Source organism: Burkholderia sp. Bp8998 (assembly GCF_003854235.1).
GTDB lineage: Bacteria > Pseudomonadota > Gammaproteobacteria > Burkholderiales > Burkholderiaceae > Burkholderia.
In genome coordinates, this window is sequence record NZ_QTQF01000013.1 from 123,829 (window position 1) to 147,027 (window position 23,199).

At 64.9% G+C, this 23,199-nt stretch carries 22 protein-coding genes and 1 pseudogene; 15 read left to right on the top strand and 8 right to left on the bottom strand.

Features of this window, described 5'->3' with window-relative positions:
• Positions 1-4: 4 nt before the first annotated feature.
• Complete coding sequence (locus tag DIE06_RS15505; RefSeq protein WP_124662175.1) at positions 5-808, bottom strand: transporter substrate-binding domain-containing protein; 804 nt, start codon at positions 806-808, stop codon at positions 5-7.
• Positions 809-1,695: 887 nt separating this feature from the next.
• The gene (locus DIE06_RS15510; protein ID WP_124662176.1) at positions 1,696-2,187 is read right to left on the bottom strand and encodes an Lrp/AsnC family transcriptional regulator; all 492 of its coding nucleotides are present in this window, start codon (positions 2,185-2,187) and stop codon (positions 1,696-1,698) included.
• Between the two features lie 347 nt (positions 2,188-2,534).
• On the opposite strand from DIE06_RS15510, the gene DIE06_RS15515 reads away from it, so the two are divergent.
• From DIE06_RS15515 to DIE06_RS15525, 3 genes are all read left to right on the top strand, one after another.
• The gene (locus DIE06_RS15515; RefSeq protein WP_124662206.1) at positions 2,535-3,203 is read left to right on the top strand and encodes a haloacid dehalogenase type II; all 669 of its coding nucleotides are present in this window, start codon (positions 2,535-2,537) and stop codon (positions 3,201-3,203) included.
• 143 nt (positions 3,204-3,346) lie between these two features.
• Complete coding sequence (locus DIE06_RS15520) at positions 3,347-4,441, top strand: phosphotransferase (protein ID WP_221624053.1); 1,095 nt, start codon at positions 3,347-3,349, stop codon at positions 4,439-4,441.
• A gap of 125 nt (positions 4,442-4,566) precedes the next feature.
• Positions 4,567-5,883, top strand: a complete 1,317-nt coding sequence (locus DIE06_RS15525) for an aspartate aminotransferase family protein (protein ID WP_260433625.1) — start codon at positions 4,567-4,569, stop codon at positions 5,881-5,883.
• A 132-nt stretch (positions 5,884-6,015) separates the two neighbouring features.
• Here the strand turns inward: DIE06_RS15525 and DIE06_RS15530 are convergent, their stop codons facing one another.
• The 4 genes from DIE06_RS15530 to DIE06_RS15545 form a co-directional block, all read right to left on the bottom strand.
• A complete protein-coding gene (locus tag DIE06_RS15530; protein ID WP_124662177.1) occupies positions 6,016-7,206 on the bottom strand; it encodes a M20 aminoacylase family protein in 1,191 nt (396 codons plus the stop codon).
• Between the two features lie 78 nt (positions 7,207-7,284).
• Positions 7,285-8,619: a DUF3100 domain-containing protein gene (locus DIE06_RS15535; RefSeq protein WP_124662178.1), complete on the bottom strand. Its 1,335-nt coding sequence runs from the start codon at positions 8,617-8,619 to the stop codon at positions 7,285-7,287.
• A 48-nt stretch (positions 8,620-8,667) separates the two neighbouring features.
• Positions 8,668-10,185, bottom strand: a complete 1,518-nt coding sequence (locus DIE06_RS15540; protein ID WP_124662179.1) for an aldehyde dehydrogenase — start codon at positions 10,183-10,185, stop codon at positions 8,668-8,670.
• A 54-nt stretch (positions 10,186-10,239) separates the two neighbouring features.
• Positions 10,240-11,127, bottom strand: a complete 888-nt coding sequence (locus DIE06_RS15545; RefSeq protein ID WP_409364505.1) for an NAD(P)-dependent oxidoreductase — start codon at positions 11,125-11,127, stop codon at positions 10,240-10,242.
• A gap of 128 nt (positions 11,128-11,255) precedes the next feature.
• Between DIE06_RS15545 and DIE06_RS15550 the strand changes: the two genes are divergently transcribed.
• From DIE06_RS15550 to DIE06_RS15585, 8 genes are all read left to right on the top strand, one after another.
• On the top strand, positions 11,256-12,164 hold the full coding sequence (locus tag DIE06_RS15550; RefSeq protein WP_124662181.1) for a LysR family transcriptional regulator: 909 nt from the start codon (positions 11,256-11,258) through the stop codon (positions 12,162-12,164).
• A 251-nt stretch (positions 12,165-12,415) separates the two neighbouring features.
• Complete coding sequence (locus tag DIE06_RS15555; protein ID WP_124662209.1) at positions 12,416-12,826, top strand: DUF934 domain-containing protein; 411 nt, start codon at positions 12,416-12,418, stop codon at positions 12,824-12,826.
• A 185-nt stretch (positions 12,827-13,011) separates the two neighbouring features.
• The gene (locus DIE06_RS15560; RefSeq protein ID WP_124662182.1) at positions 13,012-13,971 is read left to right on the top strand and encodes an AraC family transcriptional regulator; all 960 of its coding nucleotides are present in this window, start codon (positions 13,012-13,014) and stop codon (positions 13,969-13,971) included.
• 122 nt (positions 13,972-14,093) lie between these two features.
• Complete coding sequence (locus DIE06_RS15565) at positions 14,094-14,660, top strand: carboxymuconolactone decarboxylase family protein (RefSeq protein ID WP_124662183.1); 567 nt, start codon at positions 14,094-14,096, stop codon at positions 14,658-14,660.
• The gene (locus DIE06_RS15570; RefSeq protein ID WP_124662184.1) at positions 14,633-15,748 is read left to right on the top strand and encodes an acyl-CoA dehydrogenase family protein; all 1,116 of its coding nucleotides are present in this window, start codon (positions 14,633-14,635) and stop codon (positions 15,746-15,748) included. Before DIE06_RS15565 ends, DIE06_RS15570 begins: the two co-directional genes overlap by 28 nt.
• Positions 15,745-16,539 (top strand): ABC transporter ATP-binding protein, encoded by a 795-nt coding sequence (locus DIE06_RS15575; RefSeq protein ID WP_124662185.1) that lies wholly within the window; start codon positions 15,745-15,747, stop codon positions 16,537-16,539. The genes DIE06_RS15570 and DIE06_RS15575 overlap by 4 nt, the downstream gene beginning before the upstream one ends.
• Before the next feature lie 11 nt (positions 16,540-16,550).
• Entirely contained in the window at positions 16,551-17,741 is a 1,191-nt protein-coding gene (locus tag DIE06_RS15580) for an ABC transporter substrate-binding protein (RefSeq protein WP_124662186.1), read from the top strand.
• Positions 17,734-18,561 carry an ABC transporter permease gene (locus tag DIE06_RS15585; protein WP_124662187.1) on the top strand — a complete coding sequence of 276 codons (828 nt, stop codon included), beginning with the start codon at positions 17,734-17,736 and terminating at the stop codon, positions 18,559-18,561. Before DIE06_RS15580 ends, DIE06_RS15585 begins: the two co-directional genes overlap by 8 nt.
• A 201-nt stretch (positions 18,562-18,762) precedes the next feature.
• Here DIE06_RS15585 and DIE06_RS15590 read toward each other — a convergent pair.
• Positions 18,763-19,187: pseudogene (locus tag DIE06_RS15590) on the bottom strand (LysR family transcriptional regulator); the annotation flags it as partial.
• Between the two features lie 152 nt (positions 19,188-19,339).
• On the opposite strand from DIE06_RS15590, the gene DIE06_RS15595 reads away from it, so the two are divergent.
• From DIE06_RS15595 to DIE06_RS15610, 4 genes are all read left to right on the top strand, one after another.
• Positions 19,340-19,999, top strand: coding sequence for a carbonic anhydrase (locus DIE06_RS15595; protein WP_059463702.1), 660 nt, complete (start codon positions 19,340-19,342; stop codon positions 19,997-19,999).
• A 61-nt stretch (positions 20,000-20,060) separates the two neighbouring features.
• Positions 20,061-20,531 carry a cyanase gene (gene cynS, locus DIE06_RS15600; RefSeq protein ID WP_124657387.1) on the top strand — a complete coding sequence of 157 codons (471 nt, stop codon included), beginning with the start codon at positions 20,061-20,063 and terminating at the stop codon, positions 20,529-20,531.
• A gap of 145 nt (positions 20,532-20,676) precedes the next feature.
• Positions 20,677-21,156, top strand: coding sequence for a DUF1348 family protein (locus tag DIE06_RS15605; protein WP_010808884.1), 480 nt, complete (start codon positions 20,677-20,679; stop codon positions 21,154-21,156).
• A gap of 220 nt (positions 21,157-21,376) precedes the next feature.
• Positions 21,377-21,634 carry a DUF4148 domain-containing protein gene (locus DIE06_RS15610; protein ID WP_124662188.1) on the top strand — a complete coding sequence of 86 codons (258 nt, stop codon included), beginning with the start codon at positions 21,377-21,379 and terminating at the stop codon, positions 21,632-21,634.
• Between the two features lie 266 nt (positions 21,635-21,900).
• Here DIE06_RS15610 and cynR read toward each other — a convergent pair whose 3' ends face one another.
• Positions 21,901-22,788, bottom strand: a complete 888-nt coding sequence (gene cynR / locus DIE06_RS15615) for a transcriptional regulator CynR (protein ID WP_124662189.1) — start codon at positions 22,786-22,788, stop codon at positions 21,901-21,903.
• Positions 22,789-23,199 lie beyond the last annotated feature (411 nt).

Genomic DNA, 23,199 nt, shown 5'->3' on the forward strand with positions numbered 1-23,199 from the left:
CGGCTCAACGCCCCTTCTCGATCGTGCCCTTCAGGTTCGGATAGCGTGCGGTGATCGCATCCCACGTGCCGTCCTGCTGCAGTTGCGCAATCGCGGTCGACAACCGGCCGCGCAGTGCATCGCCTTGCCGCACGCCCGCACCGATGCCGAGACCCAGCACCGGGTTATCCGCGCAGGTGGCCTTGACCTCGAAATCCTTCCCGTCGCGCGACGACAGGAACGCCGTGAACAGGCCCTTCGCTTCCTGCACGTAGTCGACCCGTCCGGAGACCAGGTCCGCGAGCGCGTTGTCGAACTTGTCGAAGGCCTTGATCTGGGCGTCGCGCTTGAAGCGTGCATCGAGGAATGCCGAGAAGTTCGTGCCGGCCTCCACGCCGATCACGCGATCCTTGAAGGTTGCAGGCACTGCGCAATCGACGCGACGCCGATCGCTTTTCGCGCCGACGAAAACCGTCGGCGATTCATAATAGGCGCGACTGAAGTCGATCGCCTTCTGTCGTTCGCCGGTGATCGTCATCGACGACCAGATCACGTCGATCTTGCGGTTCTGCAGCGCCGGGATCAGTCCGTCCCATGCGATGTCGGTGAGTTCGCAGCGCACATTGAGCTTGCCGCACGCTGCGTCGAGCAGGTCGACTTCCCAGCCTTTCCACTTGCCGGTTGCATCCTTCGAGAAGAACGGCGGGTACGACTCGGCGTCGATGCCGACGCGCAGCGTCGGTTGCGCCGCGTGGGCGGCTGGCAAGAGACCGATTACGAACAGCGCGACCGCGGCGCGGCGGACCGTCGAGGGCATCAAACGATTCATTTGGCAGGCTTCTCGGATAACGTCGATATCGCCGGTGTCGCACCGGCAGCGGGATGCGTGACTGTAGTGCCTGCCGATGCGTGTACCAAATGGTTATTTTTTCGATAGATATCCGATTGCGAGATATGCGCCCGGCGGCATGCGGTGTCGAAGACGAATTGGACAATGCATCGCTCTGATATCCTCGCGTCCCCTTCTTCGGATGGTGGTGCAACGACAGCATGGCGTGATCGTCGGCACAATTCGTACGTTTGACCAGGGTCGTGCGCGGATCGTCGCAGCAACGTCCGGCAGCATGGAGCCGTAAAGGAAAGTGCATGTGCGCAACACGCAATCCATGAGGGCGAAGGCTTCGCAGCCTTCGTCGGCGCGTCCGAGGCCAGCACGTTCAGCAGACCGAAATCATGAATCGTGCCGTCATAACGCGTGGTCGTTAGTCGCGGAAGCCGTCAGGAAGATCGGGAGATCGTGACCCCGTTACACGAATCGATGCCCGGGTTTGGAGTGTGGAGGAACTCAATTGGCGTCCGGAGAATTAACCAAATATCTTCCACTTTTCGGCTGAAACAGGAAGTGGAACCGGCACCAATTAGCGTCAGCTAAACCATATATCTTCCGTTTTTCACATGTTTCAACCATAAATCTTCCTAGATCTACGCGAACATCAGCTCGCCCACCCGTTCCGGGACGGAAGAACAGAAGTCTAAGAAGAATCCTGGGGTTGGGCGCTCTGCATTCCGGGCCACGCGAATCGTCGCGCGACGGCGCTTTAAATCTGCCCGTCCTATTTTGGTATCGCTCAAGCAGCCGCGGCTCACGCGCTGCGTGTTCGATGACCATCATGCTCCGTCGGGCCGTCCCATTCCGGCGGCGCGCAGCCGTTCGCTTCAATCCGCCCGAGAGACTGCATCCAGACGAAAACCGCTCTTTACGATTGGCGACGCAATGATCACGTAGCTGAAATACTTGTCGATACCGATATCGCGTTTCACCAGCCCATCCATCACGTCACGGAAGTGGTCGATGTCGCGTGTGACGAACTTGAGCAGATAATCGTAGCCACCCGTCGCGTGATGGCACTCCATGATTTCTTCGACGTCGCTGATGGCGTCGATAAAACGCACGAAGTCGTCACGACGATGGTCGGTGAGCGTGATCTTGGCAAACACGATTTGAAACGCGCCGATCTTCTCGATCCGCACTGTTGCGCCGTAGCCCGTAATGAATCCAGCGTTCTCGAGCCGCTTGATGCGCGTCAGGCACGGGCTGGGCGAAAGCCCAACGGCGTCCGCCAGCTCCACATTGGTCATGCGACCGTGACTCTGCAACTCGGCCAGAATGCGCAAGTCCAGCCGGTCAAGTATGCAGTCCGCTTTCATCTCCGCCCTGCCTTCGTTCAGTCGGGTTGCCTCTGGATGAGTGCCCTCGCACCCCTCCTCGCCAGGTTGGATAGTAGCCCACCCCGCCAGCATGACGATATTGCGATCTCATGTTCTGTCCCCGGTGCCCGGCATCGTGCCGTTTCACACCGCAGAAGCTGCCGTCAATCGTCTCGAAAACGCATGAAATCTTGTTTTTCGCGCCGACCAATTCAGCGTAATAGCGAAGTCGCTCCTGTTTAAATTTCACGTACCGAGGTTGCCATCGGTGCTTGCCCGAAGCGGCTCGCGGCAACCCCTTTACTGAAGAGTCCCCTGGGGATTCGCCACTCATCGAGACTGACGACATGATCGACTTCGAGCCGAAGTTCATAACCTTCGATTGCTACGGCACCCTCGTCAACTTCCGAATGGCCGACACGGCGCGGGAAATCTACGGCGATCGTCTTCGCGACGACGCCATGGAAAATTTCGTCAAGCTGTTCGCCGCCTATCGGCGCGACGAAGTGCTCGGCGCATGGAAACCCTTTCGCGACGTCGTCGTCAATTCGGTGCGCCGCACGTGCGAGCGCACCGGCGTGACCTTCGTCGAACGCGAGGCCGAACACTTCTATCTGGCGGTGCCGTCATGGGGACCGCATCCGGATGTGCCCGAAGGGCTCGCGCGCCTCGCGAAGAAATACAGGCTGGTCGGTCTGACCAACGCGGATAACTCGCAGATCATGAGCAACATCGAGAAGCTCGGCGCGCCGTTTCACGCCGTCATCACGGCGGAAGACGCCGGCGCTTACAAACCGAGGATGCAAGGGTTCGAATACATGTTCAGGAAGCTCGACGTGCAGCCTCACGAAATCCTGCATGTCTCGTCCAGCCCGCGCTACGACCTGATGACCGCACATGACCTCGGTATCGTCCACAAGGCACATGTGCTGCGCGGCCATGAGCCGGAAGCGCCGGAATACGGTTACACGCCCGTCAGGAGCATTATCGAATTGGCCGAGCATCTCGGCCTGTGAGCAAGTCGTACCGCCCCTGCGCCATCTCCGACGGTTGCCGTGGGGTCGCATCGCACTTTTCCAATGATGCCGTTCCCCAGGCCGATTGCTCGTCGAAAATGTCCCGCACTACTGTCGTCCACTTCTCTTGCATGGAGTCGCCGTTGTCCCCGTCCCCTGCTTCCGGCGGCACGAACCGCGCGGCCTCGGCTGCCGCCGATACACTGCCGGGCAGCGGCCTGTCAGTGGGCTTCACACGTCTGGACGAATCCGACGCGGTCGCGATCACACGCCGCATTTACGGCATCGACGGATCGGCCACACGGTTCTCGACCGAGAAGGACGACACCTTTCGCATCGATGCCCGCGACGGCGCACGGTACGTACTGAAAGTCTCCAACCCCGGCGAGACAGCCGAAGAACTGGATTTGCAGGTCGCCGCGATGCGCCACGTCGGCGCGGTCGCGCCGCAGTTGCCGGTACCGCGCGTAATACCCGGTATGGAAGGGCAGCTTGTCGTATCGCTCGCGTTACCGGCACATCCGCATCGGACGGCGAGGCTCTACAGCTACCTCGAGGGCATGCCGCTCGACAAGCTGAATTCCGGCACGGTCGATTATTACGAGATCGGCGAAGTGCTGGCGCAGTTGCAACTGGCCCTCGCCAGCTTCCATCATCCAAACGAGCGCCGGGTACTGGCGTGGGACGTCAAGCACTTGTCGAGTCTGAAAGGGCTGCAGACACATATCGCCGACCCGTTGCATCGCTCGCTGATCGAGCAGGCATTCGCCCGCTTTGCGACGATCGAGCCTGCTCTTCGGAGCTGCCGCACGCAGGTCGTCCATAACGACTTCAACCGCTCGAACATCGTCGCAAACCCTGGCGGCCCGCGGTTCGTCAACGGGATCATCGACTTCGGCGACACCGTGTACACCGCGGTCGCCGTCGACGTCGCCACCGCGGTCATGAACCAGTTTCCGCTCGACTTCGACGCCGATGCGCCGCACGACCTGTTCATTCAGGCGCGCGAACTCCTGCGTGGGTATCTCGCGCACGCTCGACTCAGTGCCGAAGAACTAGCCCTGATTCCCCATCTGGCCATGGCGCGCGTCGCGGCGCGCGCGTTGCTCACTTCATGGCGTGCGATGCTGTTTCCGGAAAACGAAGCCTACATCCTGCGTTTCACTCGGCCCGGATGGGAGCATCTGCGCTGGTTTATGCAGCGCGACCACGAAACTGTTTCGCGTGCCTTGTTCTAGTTCTCCCTTCGCCCGCTCACCTCACCCGCCCCGATTGCCCTATGAACACGACCCCGACATCGAAACCGACAACGCCGACCGACACCGCCGATACGTGCGAAGCCCCCGACGCGCTGCGCGGCGACATGCCGAACGGCTTCAATCCGTCTGCGATCTCTCACCTCGACGCCGCCACGCAGGCGCACATCGCTCGCCGGCTACGGCTGCTCAGCCCGTCGTATCGGCTGTTCTACGCCGAGCCGGTAAAGATCGTGCGTGGCGAGAAGGTCTATCTGTACGACGATCAAGGCAACGACTATCTCGATGCCTACAACAACGTCGTCTGCGTCGGGCATGCCAATCCGCGCATCGTCGACGCTATTGCCCGTCAGCTCTCGACGCTCTGCACGCACACCCGCTACATGCAAGAGCCGATCCTCGACTACGTCGATGCCCTGCGCGCGACATTCAATACGTCGATTCGCGATGCCCAGATGATGTTCACCTGCACGGGATCCGAAGCCAACGACCTGGCCATGCGCATCGCGATGCACTACACCGGCAAAACAGGCGTCATCGTGACCAGCGAGGCGTATCACGGCAACTCGCATCTCACGTCGGGCTTTTCGCCTTCGCTGGGTCGCAAGGCCCTGCTCGGTTCCTATGTGCGAACGGTGCCCGCTCCGGACTCCTACCGGGTGCCGCTGCGCGAGATCGGCCAGCGCATGGCCGAGCAGGTCGCGTTGCAGATCGAGGACATCCGCCGCCACGGAGGGGGCCTGGCAGCGTTCATCGCCGACTCGTTCTTCTCGTCGGATGGCGTATTCGCCTACCCGACCGACGTGCTGGCGCCGGTGGCCGAAGTCGTACGCCGCGCCGGCGGCCTGTTCATCGCGGATGAGGTGCAGTCGGGTTTCGGCCGCAGCGGTACGCATATGTGGGGGCACGAGCGTCACTCGGTCGAGCCCGACATCGTCACGCTGGGCAAACCGATGGGCAACGGCTATCCGGTGGCTGGCCTGGTCGTGCGCCCCGAGATCGTCGCCGGATTCGGCCAGGACATGCGCTACTTCAACACGTTCGGCGGCAATTCGGTGGCAATCGCTGCCGCGCAGGCCACGCTCGACGTGCTGCGCGACGAACAGGTGCTGCACAACGTGCAACGGGTCGGTGCGATCATGCTGGAGGGATTGAACACGCTGGCACGAAAATACGAATGTATCGGCGACGTGCGCGGCACGGGCCTGTATTTCGGCGTCGAGATCGTACGCGACCGCGCGAAAAAGGACACCGACATCGCGACCGCACTCAAGATCGTCAATGGCTTGCGGCAGCGTCGCGTGCTGATTTCGGCAACCGGACCGGACGCGAGCGTGCTGAAAATCCGGCCGCCGCTGGTATTCGGGACCAACGACGCCGACCGTCTGCTGACGGAACTGGATGCGGTGCTCTCCGCGTGCTAGTCGGTTGCATTTGGCACTCGACGCAGTGGGCCGCTCCGGGTGGCGCATGAAATCGCTCAGGCGCCCGCCTGAGCGCGACATAGGCGTGCACCACGGCTCAATGTCGACCGCAGAAAAGTCGGCACCGCCGCTCTACCGCCGCAAAATCCGCTCCACCAACCTTACGAAATAACTCGCCCCCACCGGCAGCAACGCATCGTTGAAGTCGTAACTGGCGTTATGCAGCAGGCAAGGCCCGCCGCCATGCCCATGCACGCGATGATCGCCCACCCCATTCCCGAGGAACGCATAACAACCTGGCTTCTCGCGCAGCATGAACGAGAAATCCTCCGCCGCCATGGTCGGATCGACGGCCGCGTTCACATGCGCCTCGCCCACCAACTCGCGCATCACCGTCACCGCCACCGCTGTCTGCTCGGCGTCGTTCACGGTAGCCGGATACTGGCGCTGGAAATCCACCTCGCTCCGGCAATCGAAGGCCGCGGCTGTCGCGGCCACCACGGCGCGCATGCGCGTCTCGATCAGGTCGAGCGTCGCATCGGAGAAAGTCCGCACCGTGCCGCCGAGCCAGGCATCGGTCGGCACCACGTTCATCGCCTCGCCCGCATGCACCTGCGTGACCGACAGCACTGCGCCGTCGATCGGATTTCGGTTGCGCGTGACGATCCCCTGCAGGGCGCTCAGCACCTGCCCCGCCGCGAACACCGGATCGCGGCCCAGATGCGGCATGGCCGCGTGGCAGCCGGCGCCGCGCAAGTTGATCCGGAACAGGCTGGTCGAGGCCATTAGCGGCCCCGGCCGCACCGCGAAATCGCCGGCCGCGATGCCGGGCCAGTTGTGCAGCCCGAACACGGCATCCACCGGGAAACGCTCGAACAGGCCGTCCTCGATCATCGCGCGCGCGCCGCCGCCCGCCTCCTCGGCCGGCTGGAAGAACAACTGCACGGTACCGTCGAACTCGCCATGCCGCACCAGATGGCGCGCGGCCCCCAGCAGCATGGTGGTGTGCCCATCGTGGCCGCAGGCATGCATCGTGCCGGGCACCGTCGAACGATGCGCGAAGGTGTTGGCCTCCTGCACGGGCAGCGCATCCATGTCGGCGCGCAGGCCGATCGCACGCGCGCTGCCGCCGCGCTTCAAGGTGCCGACCACGCCGGTGCGGCCGACTCCGCGCGTGACGGCATAACCCCATTGCTCGAGCCGCTCGGCGACGAGTTCGGCGGTGCGGAACACGTCGTAGCCCAGCTCGGGATGGGCGTGGATATCGCGGCGTATCGCCGTCAGTTCGTCGGCGTGCGCAACGATGGAATCGATCAGGTTCATGCGGAGGGGAGCACTTTTGTCGGTCGTCGCGCGCGGCGGCTAGTCGGTCCATGCCGCCCGCCGCCGCGCCGCGAGGCATCAGATATGGAACAGCTGCGCCACCAGGGTCGCGCCGATGAAGGTGCCGGCATTGGCCACGAAGGACACCAGCACGATGCGCCAGCCGAGCCGGCGGAAGGCCGGGATGTCCTTGGCGATCGACAGCCCCGCGAACACCAGCATCGGCGTGGTCACTCCGAGGAAATCGTTGTGCGAGCTGAGCGCGGCGATCTGCGAAGCCCACGGGGACCACGGCGAAGTCAGGAACATCGCCACCACCGATACCCAGCAGACCGCCGGAATCCGCCGCCCCGTCACATGCGCCAGCGCATCGCCGACGATCGTCGCGCACACCATGATCGCGATTCCCGGCAGTCCCGCCAGCGGTGTGGTGCCGTGGGCGATCCAGTCGCACACCAGCGCCATCACGGCCGTCACGATCCAGGCGAGCAGCTTGCCGCCGTAGCCGAGCGCGGGCGCCTCGGTCCGCACTTCGCCCAGCGACGGGCTGGCCGCCTCGGGCTGCGCCGATGCCTTGGTGGTGCGGCCGATCAACGGCTCCAGCACGCGATAGCCCCAGACCGCGAGCGGCAGCGAGATGAACAGCGTGAAGTAGGTACCGATGGTGGTGGTGATCAGGTTGCTGGCCGCGGCGAACGCGAGCACCGATTTCGCCGTCTCCGGGTCCTGCTGCGCGGCAATCGCACCCGAGGCGGCCGCCATCATGCTGCCCGAGCCGACGCCCGAGCCCATCGCCAGCGCGAGCGGATCGAAGATGCCGAGGCTGCTCACGAAACCCGCGAACACGGCGATGAACACCGCACCGAACACGGTGCCGGTCAGGTACTCGGCCAGCACGCCGCGGCCCTCGGCCGAATCCATGCCGTACCTCTCGCCGATGATCGCCAGGCTCGGCTCGCGGCCCACCGAGAAGGTCGCGCCGATCGCCTCGCGCTTGATGCCGAGCAGCAACGCGAGCGGAAGGCCGAGCAGGATGGTGCCGACGAAGTGGCCGAATTCCTGGAAAGCCAGCGCCCAGCCCGCCGACGCCAGCTTGGGCAGCGCGCTGCCCACCATCAGCCCGAGCTTGGAGACGAACAGCAGCAGCGCCGGCTGCAGGATCGCGGCCGCGAAGAACTGGTCGGGCACACTCAGGCGCGCGCTGCTGTTCCAGCGCGCGCTGGCCAGCCCCACCGCGGCACCGAGCAGCAGCGCCCAGATCATCGGCAGCAGCACGACCTTGCCCGGTCCGAGCTTGAACGTGAACGAGCCGATCCATTCGGCGACCAGCAGGATGCCAGCCGCGTAAAGCAGGACCTTGGCGGTCGCCGCGCCGCCCAGCGCGCGGCGCTCGATACCCAGTGCGTGTTCCATGACGAATCTCCCCTTGAAGCCCGGCTGCCGTCGAATGCGGGCCGGTGGTTACAGATAACCGAACGCGGTGGGTGGCGCTTCGGCCGTCTCGACCCACACGCTCTTGGTCTGCGTGTATTCGTACAGCGCCTCGACCCCGCTCGAGCGGCCGTAGCCGCTCATGCCGTAGCCGCCGAACGGGGACGCCACGTTGATGGTCTTGTAGCCGTTGACCCAGAAGGTGCCGGCGTTCACCTGCGCGGCCACGCGATGCGCACGCGCCACGTCGGTGGTCCAGGCCGCGCCGGCCAGGCCGAAGTCGGTGTCGTTGGCGATCGCGATCGCCTCCTCCTCGGTGTCGAACGGGATGGCGGCCACCACCGGCCCGAAGATCTCGGTACGCGCCACTTCCATCGCGTTCGACACGCCGGCCAGCACGGTGGGCGCCACGAAGTAGCCGCCGCGGCCTTCCTCGACGCGCTCGGCCGAGCCGCAGGCAAGCGTGGCGCCAGCGGCCACGCCGCGCGCGATCATCGACATCACGTGGTCGTACTGCTTGCGATTGTTGATCGGGCCCACCTCGGTCGCATCGTCGAGCGGCGCGCCGACACGGATCTTCTTCGCCCCTGCAGCCACCATCGCGATGAATTCGTCGTAGACGGCATGCTGTACCAGCAGACGCGAGCCGGCCACGCAACTCTGGCCTGCGCCGGCGAAGATCGCCGCCTGGGCGGTCAGCGCGGCGCGCTTGAGGTCAGCATCGGCGAACACGATATTGGCCGACTTGCCGCCCAGCTCCAGCACGCACGGCAGCACGCGGCGCGCGGCGGCCTCGGCGATGCGCGCGCCGGTGGCCGGCGAGCCGACGAACACCACCTTGCTCACGACGCGATGCGCGATCGCGGCCTGCCCGGCGGTGTGACCGAAGCCGGCCAGCACGTTGACCAGGCCACGCGGCAGCCCGGCCCCCTCGCCGAGCCTGGCGACCGCCAGCGAGGTGAAGGGCGTCAGCTCCGAGGGCTTGAGCAGCACGCCGTTGCCCATCGCCACCGCGGGCGCCACCTGCCAGCCGCAGGTGAACACCGGCGCATTCCACGGCGTGATCTGCAGCACCACGCCGGCCGGCTCGCGGCGCGTGTAGTTGAGGTGCGAGGTCGGCACCGGGATCACGCTGCCGTAGAACTTGTCGGTCCAGCCCGCGTAGTACTCGAACATCTCGGCGACCTTGGCCACCTCGCCCCGGCAGTCGCGGATCGGCTTGCCCGAGCCCAGCGCCTCCAGCCGCGCGATCGCCTCGGCCTCGGCGCGGATCGCGCGCGCCACTTCCTGCATCACGCGGCCGCGCGCGGCATGCGTGAGCGCCCACCATTCGCGCTGCGCGCGGCGCGCACTTTCGGCGGCATGGTCGACCACGGCTGCGCCGGCGTCGCGATAGGCGAGCGTGGCCTCGCCCGTCGCCGCATCGTAAAGCTGGATCGTGTCGCCCTGGCCGGCGACGAGCTCGCCGTCGATATACGAGCCGATCGTGGCGGCACCGGGGAAGAAATGCGCGAAGGCGACGAGCAACTGGTCTGCGTGCTGGGTCATGTCAGGTTTCCGTATAGGTGAGTCGAGCGGGATCGTGGCGCGGGCTGCCCGGCCTCAGGCAGGGTCGAGGAAGTCGACGATGCGGTTGAAGTCCTCTGCGTCGGCGACGGAACCCTCGCTGGCGGCCCACACGCGCGCCGCCTCGCGCGCCACCGGCGCGACGCTGTCGAACTGGTCAAGCAGGCCCAGCGCGAGCCGCACGTCCTTGCGCATCAGCTTCATGGTGAAACCGGAATCGAACTTGCCGTTGAAGATCCAGGTCGGGTAGTTGGTCAGCGTCGCGCTGTTGCGGCCGGAGCCGCCGTTAAGCGCTTCGACCAGCTTTTCCGGATCGACGCCGGCCGCGCGCGCGGTGCGCATCGCCTCGCTGGCGACCAGCAGGTGCACGCCGGTCAGCAGGTTGTTGAGCAGCTTGGTAACGTGGCCGGCGCCCACCGGGCCCACATGCACGCGCTTGGCGCTGATCACCGCGAGGATCGGCTCGATGGCCGCGATATCGCTGTCCGAGCCGCCCAGCACCATGGTCATGGTGGCGGTGGCCGCGCCCTTCGGGCCACCGCTCACCGGGCCGTCGACGAAGCCGATGCCGCGCTCGGCCAGGGCCGCCGCCACGCGCCGCGTGCTGTCCGGATCGGCCGTGGTGGTATCGATCACGATGCTGCCCGGCCTCGCGTTCTCGAGCACGCCACCCGCGCCCAGCACCACCGCCTCGACCACCGCCGAGGTCGGCAGCGACAGCAGCAACACGTCGGCGTCGCGCGCGATCTCGGCTACCGAATCGCGCGCCGACAACACCGCCTGCCCGGCCAGCTCGAGCGCCACGCCGGGCGCCGCGTCATAGCCGAGCACTGTGTAGTCGCCGCGCCGCAGCGAACCCGCCATGCCACTCCCCATGTTGCCCAGACCGATCACGCCCACCGTTTTCATCCGACGACTCCTGATAGCTGTTGGTTCGAGGCTGGCGCGCCAGCATGCGCCCGCCTTGCATGCCAACGATGTTCCGTCCGCCGACCCGTATAATCAATCAACGCCAATATTGATATTGTTCTCTTTTTTAGAACACCAGGATCATGAGCGAAACCCTTACCGACAGCCGGATCGTCTATTTCTACGAGGCCGTGCGCTGCGGCACGATCCGCGCCGCGGCCGACTGGCTCGACGTGGCGCCCTCGGCCGTGAGCCGCCAGATCGGGCTGCTGGAGAAGGAGCTCGACGCCACCCTGATGGAGCGCCACGCGCGCGGCGTGACGCCCACCGAGGCGGGACGCTGCGTGATCGAGTATTTCCGCGAGCAGCTCGCGCACCGCGACGATCTGATCTCGCGTTTGCAGGAGCTGCGCGGGCTCAAGACCGGCCAGGTCAGCCTGGTGCTCGGCGAGGGCTTCGTGTCGGATCTATTGGCCGGGCCAATGCAGCAGTTCTGCCGGCAATTCCCCGGGATCCGTGTCAACCTCGACGTGGGGAGCACCAACGACGTGATCCGCAAAATCTCGAACGACGAGGGCGAGATCGGCCTGGTCTACAACCCTCCCGCCGAGCCCAAGCTGGTGTCGCGCGCCTCGAAGCGGCAGCCGATGATGGCAATCGTCGGCCCCGACTTCCCCCGCCGCAGCCATAAGGTGCTGACAGTGCAGCAGCTCTCCACCTACCCGCTGGCGGCCACTCACCCGTCCTACGGCACGCGACAGATGATGGAGGCCGTGGAATACGCCGAGCGCGTACGGCTCGCGCCGATCATCACCACCAATTCATTCGCGATCCTCAAGGAGTTCGTGAAATCGGGACTCGGCATCGCGGTGATGCCAGCCTTCGCGGTGGCGGCCGAACTGCAGACCAAGGATCTATTCGCGCTCGAGATCGCGCATCCGATCCTCGTGAATGCCGAGGCGCACATGGTCACGCGCGCGGGGCGCAAGCTCTCGGTGGCCGCCAACAAGATGCTGCAGATGATGACGGGGCAGATGCGGGCGTTCCGCTAACGGCTCCTTCCCGCGACGCGAAACCGGGCTAAGAGGTCTTAACAAAATGAGTTTTTTCAGGTGTCGCCGGCCATAGACAAAAATAAAATTGTCACGTTCGCGAAGCAAAAATGTCACTTCGCTCTGCAACAACAGTGGACCACGCTGTTGCTCGCCCCCGTTCAACTGGGCGTGACCGTCTGATGTGCGGCTTGGCTGGGCTGATTCGCTATGACGGCCACGCGCCGGCACAGGGCGAGCGGGTGCTCGCCATGCGCGAGCGACAACGGCATCGTGGGCCAGATGGCCGGGGCTTAACGCATGACCACGCTGCCCCATCCGTACTCGCGTTGTCGAACGATGCCGACCCGCGCGTGTACGCGCTCGAGATCGCGACCGCGACGCGCGTCGATTTGCATTTCCCGTCGTTTACTGACGGACGCGCGTATAGCCAGGCCTATTACCTGCGCCGACGGCTCGGCTTCAAGGGCGACTTGCGGGCCACTGGTGAGGTTCTCGTCGATCAATTGCAGCAGATGAAACGCATGGGCTTTTCGAGTGCGGTACTGAGGGAAGGCTCCGACAGCGAAGCCGCCCGGCGGCAGTTGGAACGATTCGCGGCGTTCTATCAGGGCGATGTCGCGCGAGCAGCACCTTGTCGTGAAAACGACGTGGATCGCTGAACGACTACTGCTTCATGTGCGTTCGCGGCGCGACATCAATCAGTAATGGGATATTCCGCCTACCAGACGTCCTTCAGTTCGACACCGGCGTGGTCCTGGCGGGAAAATGCATTTCACGAATCGTTGGTTTGAGCCGCGCGGCGCAGCCCGTAGCATGGGCGCGTCACCCATCCTCCAGCATCGGAATGTCCGCGCAAACAGACAAGGTCGTCCATTGGCTGCTGTCCAGCCTGGAGCCGAAAAGCCAGCTTTTTCATGTCGGCCAGTACTGCGGCGACTGGCAGGCGTCCACCGCCGGCCGTGCCAAAGCGAGCTTCCACGTCATCCTGCATGGATCGGCATGGCTTCACTTCGCCGATGGGCGCGACAGCATCCCGGTCGCCGAAGGTGAAGCCGTCTTTCTGTTGCGCGACGTGCCGCACGGGCTGTCGCCGAGCCCGGTCAACCCGCAGGCCTGCGCCGTCGCTGGCGTCCACCCGCTCGAGCGACGCGGGTCGATGCAACCGCTCGACCCGTCGGTCGACGGCAGCGTCGGCCTTGCGTGCGGTTTCATCGAATTCCACTCCACCGTGTCGCGCGCGATCGTGTCGCTCTTTCCCGAATACCTGATCGTGCGGCGCGGCGACGACGCGTATCGCGGCATCCATGGGCTGTTCGACCTGATTCGCGCCGAAGGCCGTCATGGCGTCGATGCGCCGTCCCCGCTGATCGACAAGCTGGTCGAGCTGCTGCTGTTCTATGCGGTGCGGGACGCCGCGGGGCACGATACCGTCGCCAGCGGGCTCGCGTCGCTGATGCAGCGGACCGGTTTCGGCATGCTCGTCGCCGCGATCATCGACGCGCCTGCCGACGCATGGACCACGGAATCGATGGCCGCATTCGCCAACATGTCGCGCACGGCGTTCTGCAGGCACTTCAGCGAAGCGTCAGGACATCCGCCGATGCAGTTCGTCACGATGGTGCGAATGCGACTCGCGGCGGACCTGTTGCAGCAAGGCCTGCCCATTTCGCGCGCGGGCGAACTCGTGGGCTATCAGTCGGAGTCGGCGTTTGCGCATGCGTTCAAGCGCACGATGGGCATGCAACCCGGCGCGTGGCGTCGCGACCGCGACAACGCGTCGCAATCGGCGGCTCGCCTGCACTAGCCGGCCGGCGCGACGTCGCGACGCGCGGCGCGGGACGAACGCACAGGAATCGCGGATGTTCGCGCATTGTCCGGCGGCAGCGCCGCCTCGACAATGAACTCACTGCCCCTCCGGAGAATCCTGTGAGCCGCCTGCCCTTGCCCACCGTCGAAACCGCCCCCGCGGCCAGCCAGCCGTTCCTCGAAAAATCGCAGCGCGCGAACGGCTTCCTGCCGAATCTCGTGCGCTCGCTCGCGAACGCGCCGGTCGCCCTCGAAACCTATCTGACCGTCGCGGAGATCAACAGCCGCGCGGGCCTGACGTTCGCCGAGCGCGAAGCCGTTCAGATCACCGCGGCCGCCGTCCACGGCTGTGCGTTCTGCGTGGCCGGACACACCGCGGCGGCACTGAAAAAAGCCCATGTCGATCACGCCGACGTCGACGCACTGCGCGACGGCGAGCCCGTCGCCGATCCGCGGCTCGACGCCGTCGCCGCCTTCACGCGCGCCGTGATCGCGACGCGCGGCGGCGTGACCGACGACGCACTGAACGCGTTCCTGGCCGCCGGCTTCACCGAAGCGAACGCGCTCGAAGTGGTGCTGGGCGTGAGCCTCGCGACGCTGTGCAACTTCGCGAACAATCTGTCGCGCAACGAACTCAACCCCGAACTGGCGGCATACCGATGGGAACCCCGGACACAGGCCGCCTGACGGCGCCCGCACTCGACGCGTCGCTCGCCGACTGGCTCGACGCGAACGCCACGCAGCTCGACACGAGCGCCGCGCTGAAAGCGGACGTCGTGTCGCGTCTTGCGGCCGCCGGACTGTTCCGGACCGGCGTGCCGGCGAGCCTCGGCGGCGCGGGCGGCACGACCGCGGACGCCATTGCCGGCATCGCCGCGGTGGCCGAGCATTCGCTGACCGCGGCCTTCGTGCTGTGGGGCCAGCGCAGCTTCATCGAATATCTGCTGCAAAGCCCGAACACCGCGCTGCGCGAACGCTGGCTGCCGGCGCTGCTCGACGGCCGTTGCGCCGGCGCCAGCGGCCTGTCGAACGCGATGAAGTACCTGTCCGGCATCGAGTCGCTTCAGATCGACGCGACGCCGCACGCGGAAAGCGCCGACGACTGGCGGCTGACGGGCAGGATGGCGTGGGTGACGAACCTGCGCGCGGAACGGTTCGTCGTCGCGGCCGCGGTTGCGTTCGACGATGGCCGTCCCTCCGCGATCGTCGCGATCCCGGATGACGCGCCCGGCCTGACCCGCAGCTCGGATCTCGACCTGATCGCGCTGCGCGGCAGCAACACCGCCGCGCTGCATCTCGACGGCGTGCCGAGCGACACCGCGTGGCTGATCCATCCGGATGCGCAAATCTTCCTGCCCGCCGTGCGACCGGCGTTCCTCGGCTTGCAGTGCGGGCTGTCGATCGGGCTCGCACGGCGTGCGCTGGCCGAAGCGCGGCGCGCGGCGGAAACGACGCGCGGCATTCTCGGCCCCGAAGTCGAATCCTGCGCGGCCGAACTGGCCGCCGCATGCGCGCAATTGTCGTCCGGCATCGCCGACGGCAGCCTGCGCCTGCATCCCAACCGCCTGTTCGAGCTGCGCATCGCGCTCGCGACGCACGTGGCCAGCGCCGTGAACCTCGAACTCGAAGCAAGCGGCGGCCGCGGCTATCTGCGCGATGCGGGGCTCGGCTTCGAGCGACGCTGGCGCGAAGCGGCGTTCATTCCGATCGTCACGCCGAGCGTGGTGCAGCTGAAGGCACAACTCACCGCACAGACGCGGAGCATCGCCGCATGACGCCCCCGCTGCTGGACGCGCGCCATCTGACGCTCGGCTACGACGGCAAGCGTCGCAATACCGTCCTTGCCGATGTCTCGCTGTCGGTCGAGCGCGGCGAAATCGTCGCGCTGATCGGCCCGAGCGGCACCGGCAAGTCGAGCCTGCTGCGGGCGCTGGCGGGCCTGGAGAGGCCGCAATCCGGCACCGTGTCGATCGACGGTACGACGCTGCAGGGCCCGCACCCGAGGATCGCGATCGCGTTCCAGGATCCGTGCCTGCTGCCGTGGCTGTCCACCGAAAGGAACGTCGCATTCGGGCTCGCCTTCGAACATCAGGCGCGCCTCACACGCGAACAGCAACGCGAACGTGTCCGCTCGGCGCTGCATGTGGTCGGACTCGAAGCCGCCGCGTCGCTGCGTCCGGCCCAGCTTTCCGGTGGGATGGCGCAGCGCGCGGCGCTGGCGCGCGCACTCGCGCGTCAGCCGCACGCGATGCTGCTCGACGAACCGTTCTCCGCGCTCGACGAAGTCACACGCGCCGCGATGCAGCAGTTGCTGGTGAACATCGTATCGACGACGCGCTGCGCGACGGTGCTCGTGACCCACGATATCGACGAGGCGCTGCTGGTGGCCGATCGCATCGTGCTGCTCGGCACGCAAGGCCGCTTCATCGACGCGTGGCACGTCGATTTCCCGCATCCGCGCGACGCGTTCGTCAGCGAACTCGGCGCGATGCGCATCGACATCCTGAAGGCGTTGCAGGCCGGCATGAAGCGCCCGCATGCGTCCGAACTCCATCCTTTGAACTGACCTGTCTATCCATGTGCCAGATTCCGATGTCGCGCCGCGAATGGCTGAAGCTTGCGGCCCTGTTCACCGCGACGGGCGCCGCCCCGTTGCTGTCGATGGCGAACGCGCACGCCGCGGCCGAACCGGATGCGCCGGTTCGCATCGGCTACCTGCCGATCACCGACGCAGCGCCGTTGCTGGTCGCCCACAACAACGGCTATTTCGCGTCCGAAGGGCTGACGGTCGAGCAACCGAAGCTGCTGCGCAGCTGGGCGCAGCTCGTCGAAGCGTTCCTGTCCGGCCAGGTCAACGTCGTGCACCTGCTGTCGCCAATGACGCTGTGGGCACGCTACGGCAGCCGCGCGCCGGCGAAGGTGGTCGCGTGGAACCACGTGAACGGCTCCGGGCTCACGGTCGCACCCGACATCGATTCGCTGCGCGATCTCGGCGGCAAGACCGTCGCGATTCCGTTCTGGTATTCGATTCACAACGTCGTGCTGCAGGACATGCTGCGCCAGCAGGGGCTCGTCCCCGTGCTCAAGCGGCGCGGCACGCCGGCGGCGAACGAAGTCAACCTGGTCGTGATGGCGCCGTCGGACATGCTGCCCGCGCTCGCCGCGCGCCAGATCGCCGGGTACATCGTCGCGGAGCCGTTCAACGCGACCGCGGAATTGATGAAGATCGGCAAGATCCTGCGCTTCACCGGCGATGTGTGGAAGAACCATGCGTGCTGCGTCGTGTTCATGCACGAGAACGATCTGACGCAGCGCCCCGCGTGGTCGCAAAAGGTCGTCAACGCGATCGTGAAGGCGCAGCTGTGGGCGCGCGCACATCCGCAGGACACCGCGCAGTTGCTGTCGAAGGACGGCGCGCACCGCTATTCGCCGCATACGCTCGCGTCGCTCGACCGCGTGCTGGTGCCGTCGTCGTCGCTGGCCGACACCTATCGGGCGAGCGGCGCGATCCGCCATGCCGACTGGCACGCGAAGCGAATCGACTTCCAGCCGTATCCGTTCCCGAGCTATACCGAGGAGCTGGTTCAGCGGCTGAAGCGCACGGTGGTCGACGGCGACAGCGCATTCCTCGCGTCGCTCGACCCGGCGTTCGCGGCCCGCGATCTCGTCGACGACCGGTTCGTGCGCAGGAGCATCGACGCGGTCGGCGGGCTGACCGCGTTCGGTCAGTCGGGTGCGTTCCAGCGCGAGGAGATCATCGTTGTCTGACGCGCTCGCCACCCGCCGCTCGTCCGCACCCGACACGCGCCGGAGCGGCGGCTCCCGCTACCCGGCACGCGTTGCCGCGGGATGGCTCGGCGTCGCCGGGCTCGTGGCGACGGTCGCCGTCTGGTGGGCCGCGATCCACGTGCTGACCGAGCCCGGCTCGCTCGGCCGGCAGTTCGCGCCGGACAGCGCGTTCGCCAGCCTGAGATCGCTGTGCGCGGACGATCATCTCGTCGAACACGCGCTCGTCAGCCTGCGACGCATCGGCGTCGGGCTCGGTGCGGCGCTGCTGGCCGGCGTCCCGCTCGGATTGTTGATCGGCCGCGTGCAATGGGTCGAGCGAATGCTGTCGCCGACGTTCCAGTTTCTGCGCATGGTGTCGCCGCTGTCGTGGATGCCGCTCGCGGTCATGTCGTTCGGCATCGGCGATCGCGCGATCTACTTCCTGCTCGGGTTCGCCGCGTTGTGGCCGGTGCTGATGAGCACGGCGGCCGGCGTCACGCAGATCGACCGGCGCTGGCTGCAGCTCGGCGCAAGCCTCGCGGCCACCCGCCGCGAGCTCCTGGCGCATATCGTGCTGCCCGCCATCGCGGGGCCGCTGCTCAACGGCATCCGGCTCGCGATCGGCATCCTGTGGATCGTGCTCGTGCCGGCCGAGATGCTCGGCGTCAACGCGGGCCTCGGCTACCTGATCCTCGATACGCGCGACCGGCTCGCGTATTCCGAACTGACGGCAGTCATTCTCGTCATCGGCTCACTCGGGTTCGCGCTCGACGGTACCGCCCGCCTTCTGGCGCGGGCCGTGCTCGCGACCGATCGCTAGCGATTCGACCGCAGCCGCAGGAGCATGAAAAGCATCGAAAGGTCCCGTGGGCTGGCGCCGGATTGGAGCGGTCGACTCGGTGCCAGATTCTGCGCGGCCCTCCCCCCGATCGTTTTCTCGTCGCGTAAACAGGCGCCATTCACCGATAGCCGATCGCGAAGATGTCCGCGAATGCCTCGCGCCACGACACCGTCGACGGCCGTCGAGGCTGTCATCAACGGGCTGCGCTCCGATCTGATCCCGCGTGATTTCCTGAATGTCGATCACGATGCCAGGATGCAGCCCATAAAAGCGATCGATCACGGGCCCCACGAGATACGCCGTGAAGGTCGGCGTCACGGCAACGCGCAGATTGCCGCGGCTCAGTTCGCCGACGTCATGTATCGCCCGCACGCCCGCATCCAGATCCTCTAGCGCGAGCTTCGCATAGCGCATCCACGCCGCGCCGGCATCCATGAGTTGCACGTTCCGCCCGAACGGTCCAGCCACTGAGTGCGCCGCTTGTCTTCCAGTTGCAGTATCTGCTGCGACAGCATGGGCTGCGAAACGTGCAGCACCTCCGCGGCGCACGTGAAATTGCGGTGTTCCGGGACGGCCAGAAAGTAACGGACATCACACAACAGCACGGCGAATTCCCTCGTGCCCGACAACAATTGGTTTCGCCTATGGTTAGCATCACAAACCCGTCTTGGACACTATGACGCAACAGGTCCATTCTCTGTTCAACGCATCGCACTGACCGACGCGGCGACGAACGCCAGACTGAATGGAGCTGACCATGCAAGAGATCATCGACGGTTTTCTGAAATTTCAACGGGACATCATGCCCGCGCGCAGGGAGTTGTTCCGCAAGCTGGCCACCAGCCAGACGCCGCGCACCCTGTTCATTTCCTGTTCCGACAGCCGCATGGTTCCCGAACTGGTCACGCAGCGCGAACCGGGCGATCTGTTCGTGATCCGCAACGCCGGCAACATCGTGCCTTCGTTCGGTCCCGAGCCGGGCGGTGTGTCGGCTACCGTCGAATATGCAGTGGCCGCGCTCGGTGTGACGGATGTGGTGATCTGTGGCCACTCGGACTGCGGAGCGATGACGGCCGTCGCGACGTGCAAATGCCTCGACCATATGCCCGCTGTCGCCAACTGGCTGCGCTACGCCGACTCGGCGAAGCTCGTCAACCAGGCGCGTGAACATGCAGGCGAGCGCGAGCGCGTCGACTCGATGGTGCGCGAGAACGTCATCGCACAGCTCGACAACCTCAAGACCCATCCCTCCGTTGCACTGGGACTTGCGCAAGGCCGCCTCAATTTGCACGGATGGGTCTACGACATCGAATCCGGCTCGATCGACGCGCTCGACGCCGCGACTCGCCAGTTCGTGCCGCTCGCCGCGCATCCCGATGTCACCGCGACGCCCGCCGAGTGCGTGGCTGCGCTCTGATTCCCGGCTCGTCACACCGACTGCCGATCTCACTAGGTTGATTTACTCAAGGAGCAACATCATGACCCAATCGCAAGTCACACCGAACGCACGCGAAGCTCTGACGGAAACGATCGTCGACGCGAAGGTGCGCAAGAACCTCACGTTCGAAGCCATCAACGAAGGCACGGGCCTGAGCCTCGCATACACGACAGCCGCGCTGCTCGGTCAGCATGCGCTGCCGGAGAATGCGGCGAAGCTCGTCGCCGAACGCCTCGGGCTCGACGACGACGCCGTGCGCCTGCTGCAAACCATTCCCGTGCGGGGCAGCATTCCGGGTGGCGTGCCGACCGATCCGACCGTCTACCGCTTCTACGAAATGGTGCAGGTGTACGGCTCGACGTTGAAGGCGCTGGTTCACGAGAAATTCGGCGACGGCATCATCAGCGCGATCAACTTCAAACTCGATATCCAGAAGGTTCCGGACCCGGAAGGCGGCGAGCGTGCCGTCATCACGCTCAACGGCAAGTATCTGCCGACCAAGCCGTTCTGAACCCATGATGCAAAGACGAAAATTCTTACTGAGCACCGGTGCCGCGCTTGCTTCGGGCGGCCTTGCGCTCTCGGGTTGCACAATGACGGGGCCGCGCTCCACGTCGAGCACCAACAACGCGCTGTCCTCCACAAGGAGATCCGAAATGACTTCACCCGCAGCAATTCGCCCGCCGCTTCCCCCGTTCACGCTGGAGACGGCCATCGAGAAAGTCCGTCTCGCGGAAGACGGCTGGAATTCGCGCGACGCCGCCAAGGTCGCGCTCGCCTATTCGCTCGACACGAAATGGCGCAATCGCGCAGAGTTCGCGAACAATCGAGCGGAAGCACAGGCGTTCCTCGAGCGCAAATGGAAGAAGGAGCACGAGTATCGTCTGATCAAGGAACTGTGGGCGTTCGGCGGCAATCGCATTGCCGTGCGCTACGCATACGAATGGCACGACGACTCGGGCAACTGGTTCCGCTCCTATGGCAACGAGAACTGGGAGTTCGGCGAGGATGGCCTCATGCAACGCCGCTATGCGTGCATCAACGACATGCCGATCAAGGAATCCGAGCGCAAGTATCACTGGCCCTTGGGCCGTCGGCCGGACGATCATCCGGGACTGAGCGAATTGGGGCTTTGAAGCCCGGATCGTTACAGCCGCGATGAGCGGCTCGCGCCCAACGATCCGGTTGCGAAGAACGACGGATTGTTGGGCGTGTATTGAAGTTCACTGGTACTGCTAGTTGTGTCGGGTGGTGCGCGAATCTCGTCCGGTGATTCGGCCAGCAGAAACTTTGAACCGCGACATCATTACCGTTAGTACTATTTAATTTATATCGAAACAAGGAAAGGAAAACACCATGAACAAGAGTATCCGTCACATTTCTTACGTCCTGTCGGCACTCACGCTGGCTGCTTCCACCACGACCGCGTTTGCTGCGTCCTCCGCAGAAGCCGCTTCACCGGGTTACCACTCCGCTGCGCCGTTGAGTCAGCGGAATGCGGCGCCGGAAGCTCAGCGCACGCTGACCCGCCGCGACGTGATCAACGAGCTGATCCAGGCCGAGCAGGACGGTACGCGGCAACGCCTGGACGATACGGTTTTCCACGGCTCGTGACGCCAGACCAAGCGGCTGCGACGAAGCGAGTCGTACGCCGCCTCACAAAGGGGGAGTCGCCTCGATGTGTTTATGTCCGGCGGATCGTCGGTTGCAGCATCCAATGCGGCAACGATCATGTCGAATTCGATCGTGAACGTTTCCTCGATCGCCGCCCATATCGGCTTTGCCGATGCCGCCGACGCTGTTGCGGGCCAATCCGCTCGCGCTGCATCAGCTTCGAAGCAAGTTACTCAACTACGCAACGCCGTCGATGTCGGTGGTGGTCACGTCGGCTTTCCAAACCGCTCAGTCAGCAGTTGTAAGAACGCCCTGCTTGCCGCAGTGCGATACGCACCCTTGCGCTCCAAGACGGCAGCCGTACGCGTTGGCAGAGGGGGATCGAGCGGCACGGGATGTAGGCCCTCTTGCACGCGTGCGATGTGATCAGGGAGAACCGTCGCCAGCTGCCCGCGACGCACGATCTCAACGATTGCACCGATCGTATCCACTTCGATTGCGACAAGCGGTCGAATAGCGTGACGCGCAAAATGCTCATCGATGAACCGGCGCGTCGCGAATGTGTCGTTCAGCAAGACCAACGGCTCCTTGCCAAAGTCAGGCCCCGCGAGTGCCTTGCGGCGTGCGGCACGCGGGTGGTTGCGGCCTACCACCAGGCTCAGCGTTTCCGCGAAGAGGGGTTGGCTTTCGATGTCGACCGACAAGGCCGGATGGAATGCGACACCGATATCAAGCCTGTCGTCTGCAAGCTGCGCCTCCATCTGATCCTGTGTGAGTTCGCGGATATCGATCCTGATGCCAGGATGCAGCTGGTGGAAGCCATCGACGACCGGCCCGACCAAGGAAGCCGTATAGGTCGGCGTTACTGCGAAACGCAGGCTGCCCCGGCTCAGTTCCGCCACGTCGTGTATCGCCCTCACACCTGCGTCAAGGTCCTGTAGCGCGAGCTTGGCGTAACGCATCCACGCCTCTCCCGCGTCGGTCAGTTGAACGGTTCTGCCTGAACGGTCGAACAGCTGTGTTCCCAAGGTGTCCTCGAGCTGCCGAATCTGCTGCGACAAGGTCGGCTGCGACACATGAAGGGCCTCGGCAGCGCGCGTGAAATTCTTCTGTTCTGCCACTGCAAGGAAGTAACGGATATGACGTAGCAGCACGGGAATCCCCTCACCTATTGGCTATTCCTATCGAATCTATCGAAAACCAGTCTTGGGCGCTATTGAAATTCGCGTTCATCCTTCATCCATCGAATCAACTCCCGCACCCGATCCGATCGTGAGGGAGGTCGTCGACGTGTTGCGGATACGTTGAACCCGGCCGTTAGTACGCTCGCGCTGAGGGAAATTTTTTTGTTCGTATGCTTTTCTAATGATCTTCGTTCGAGCGATCATCGTGTCCGCCTTTTCTGCTTGCCATCGACCTCCCGCTCGATGTTGTGCGGTCGCGCGCATCTTCGATCGTTCATTTGCTCGGCGGCGAAACGCCGGGCGATGTGTTGCCCGAGTCTTACATCAGTGTTGGTCAAAACCACAGTCGTATGCCTGCCCGTTATCGTAGGTGGGTGACCG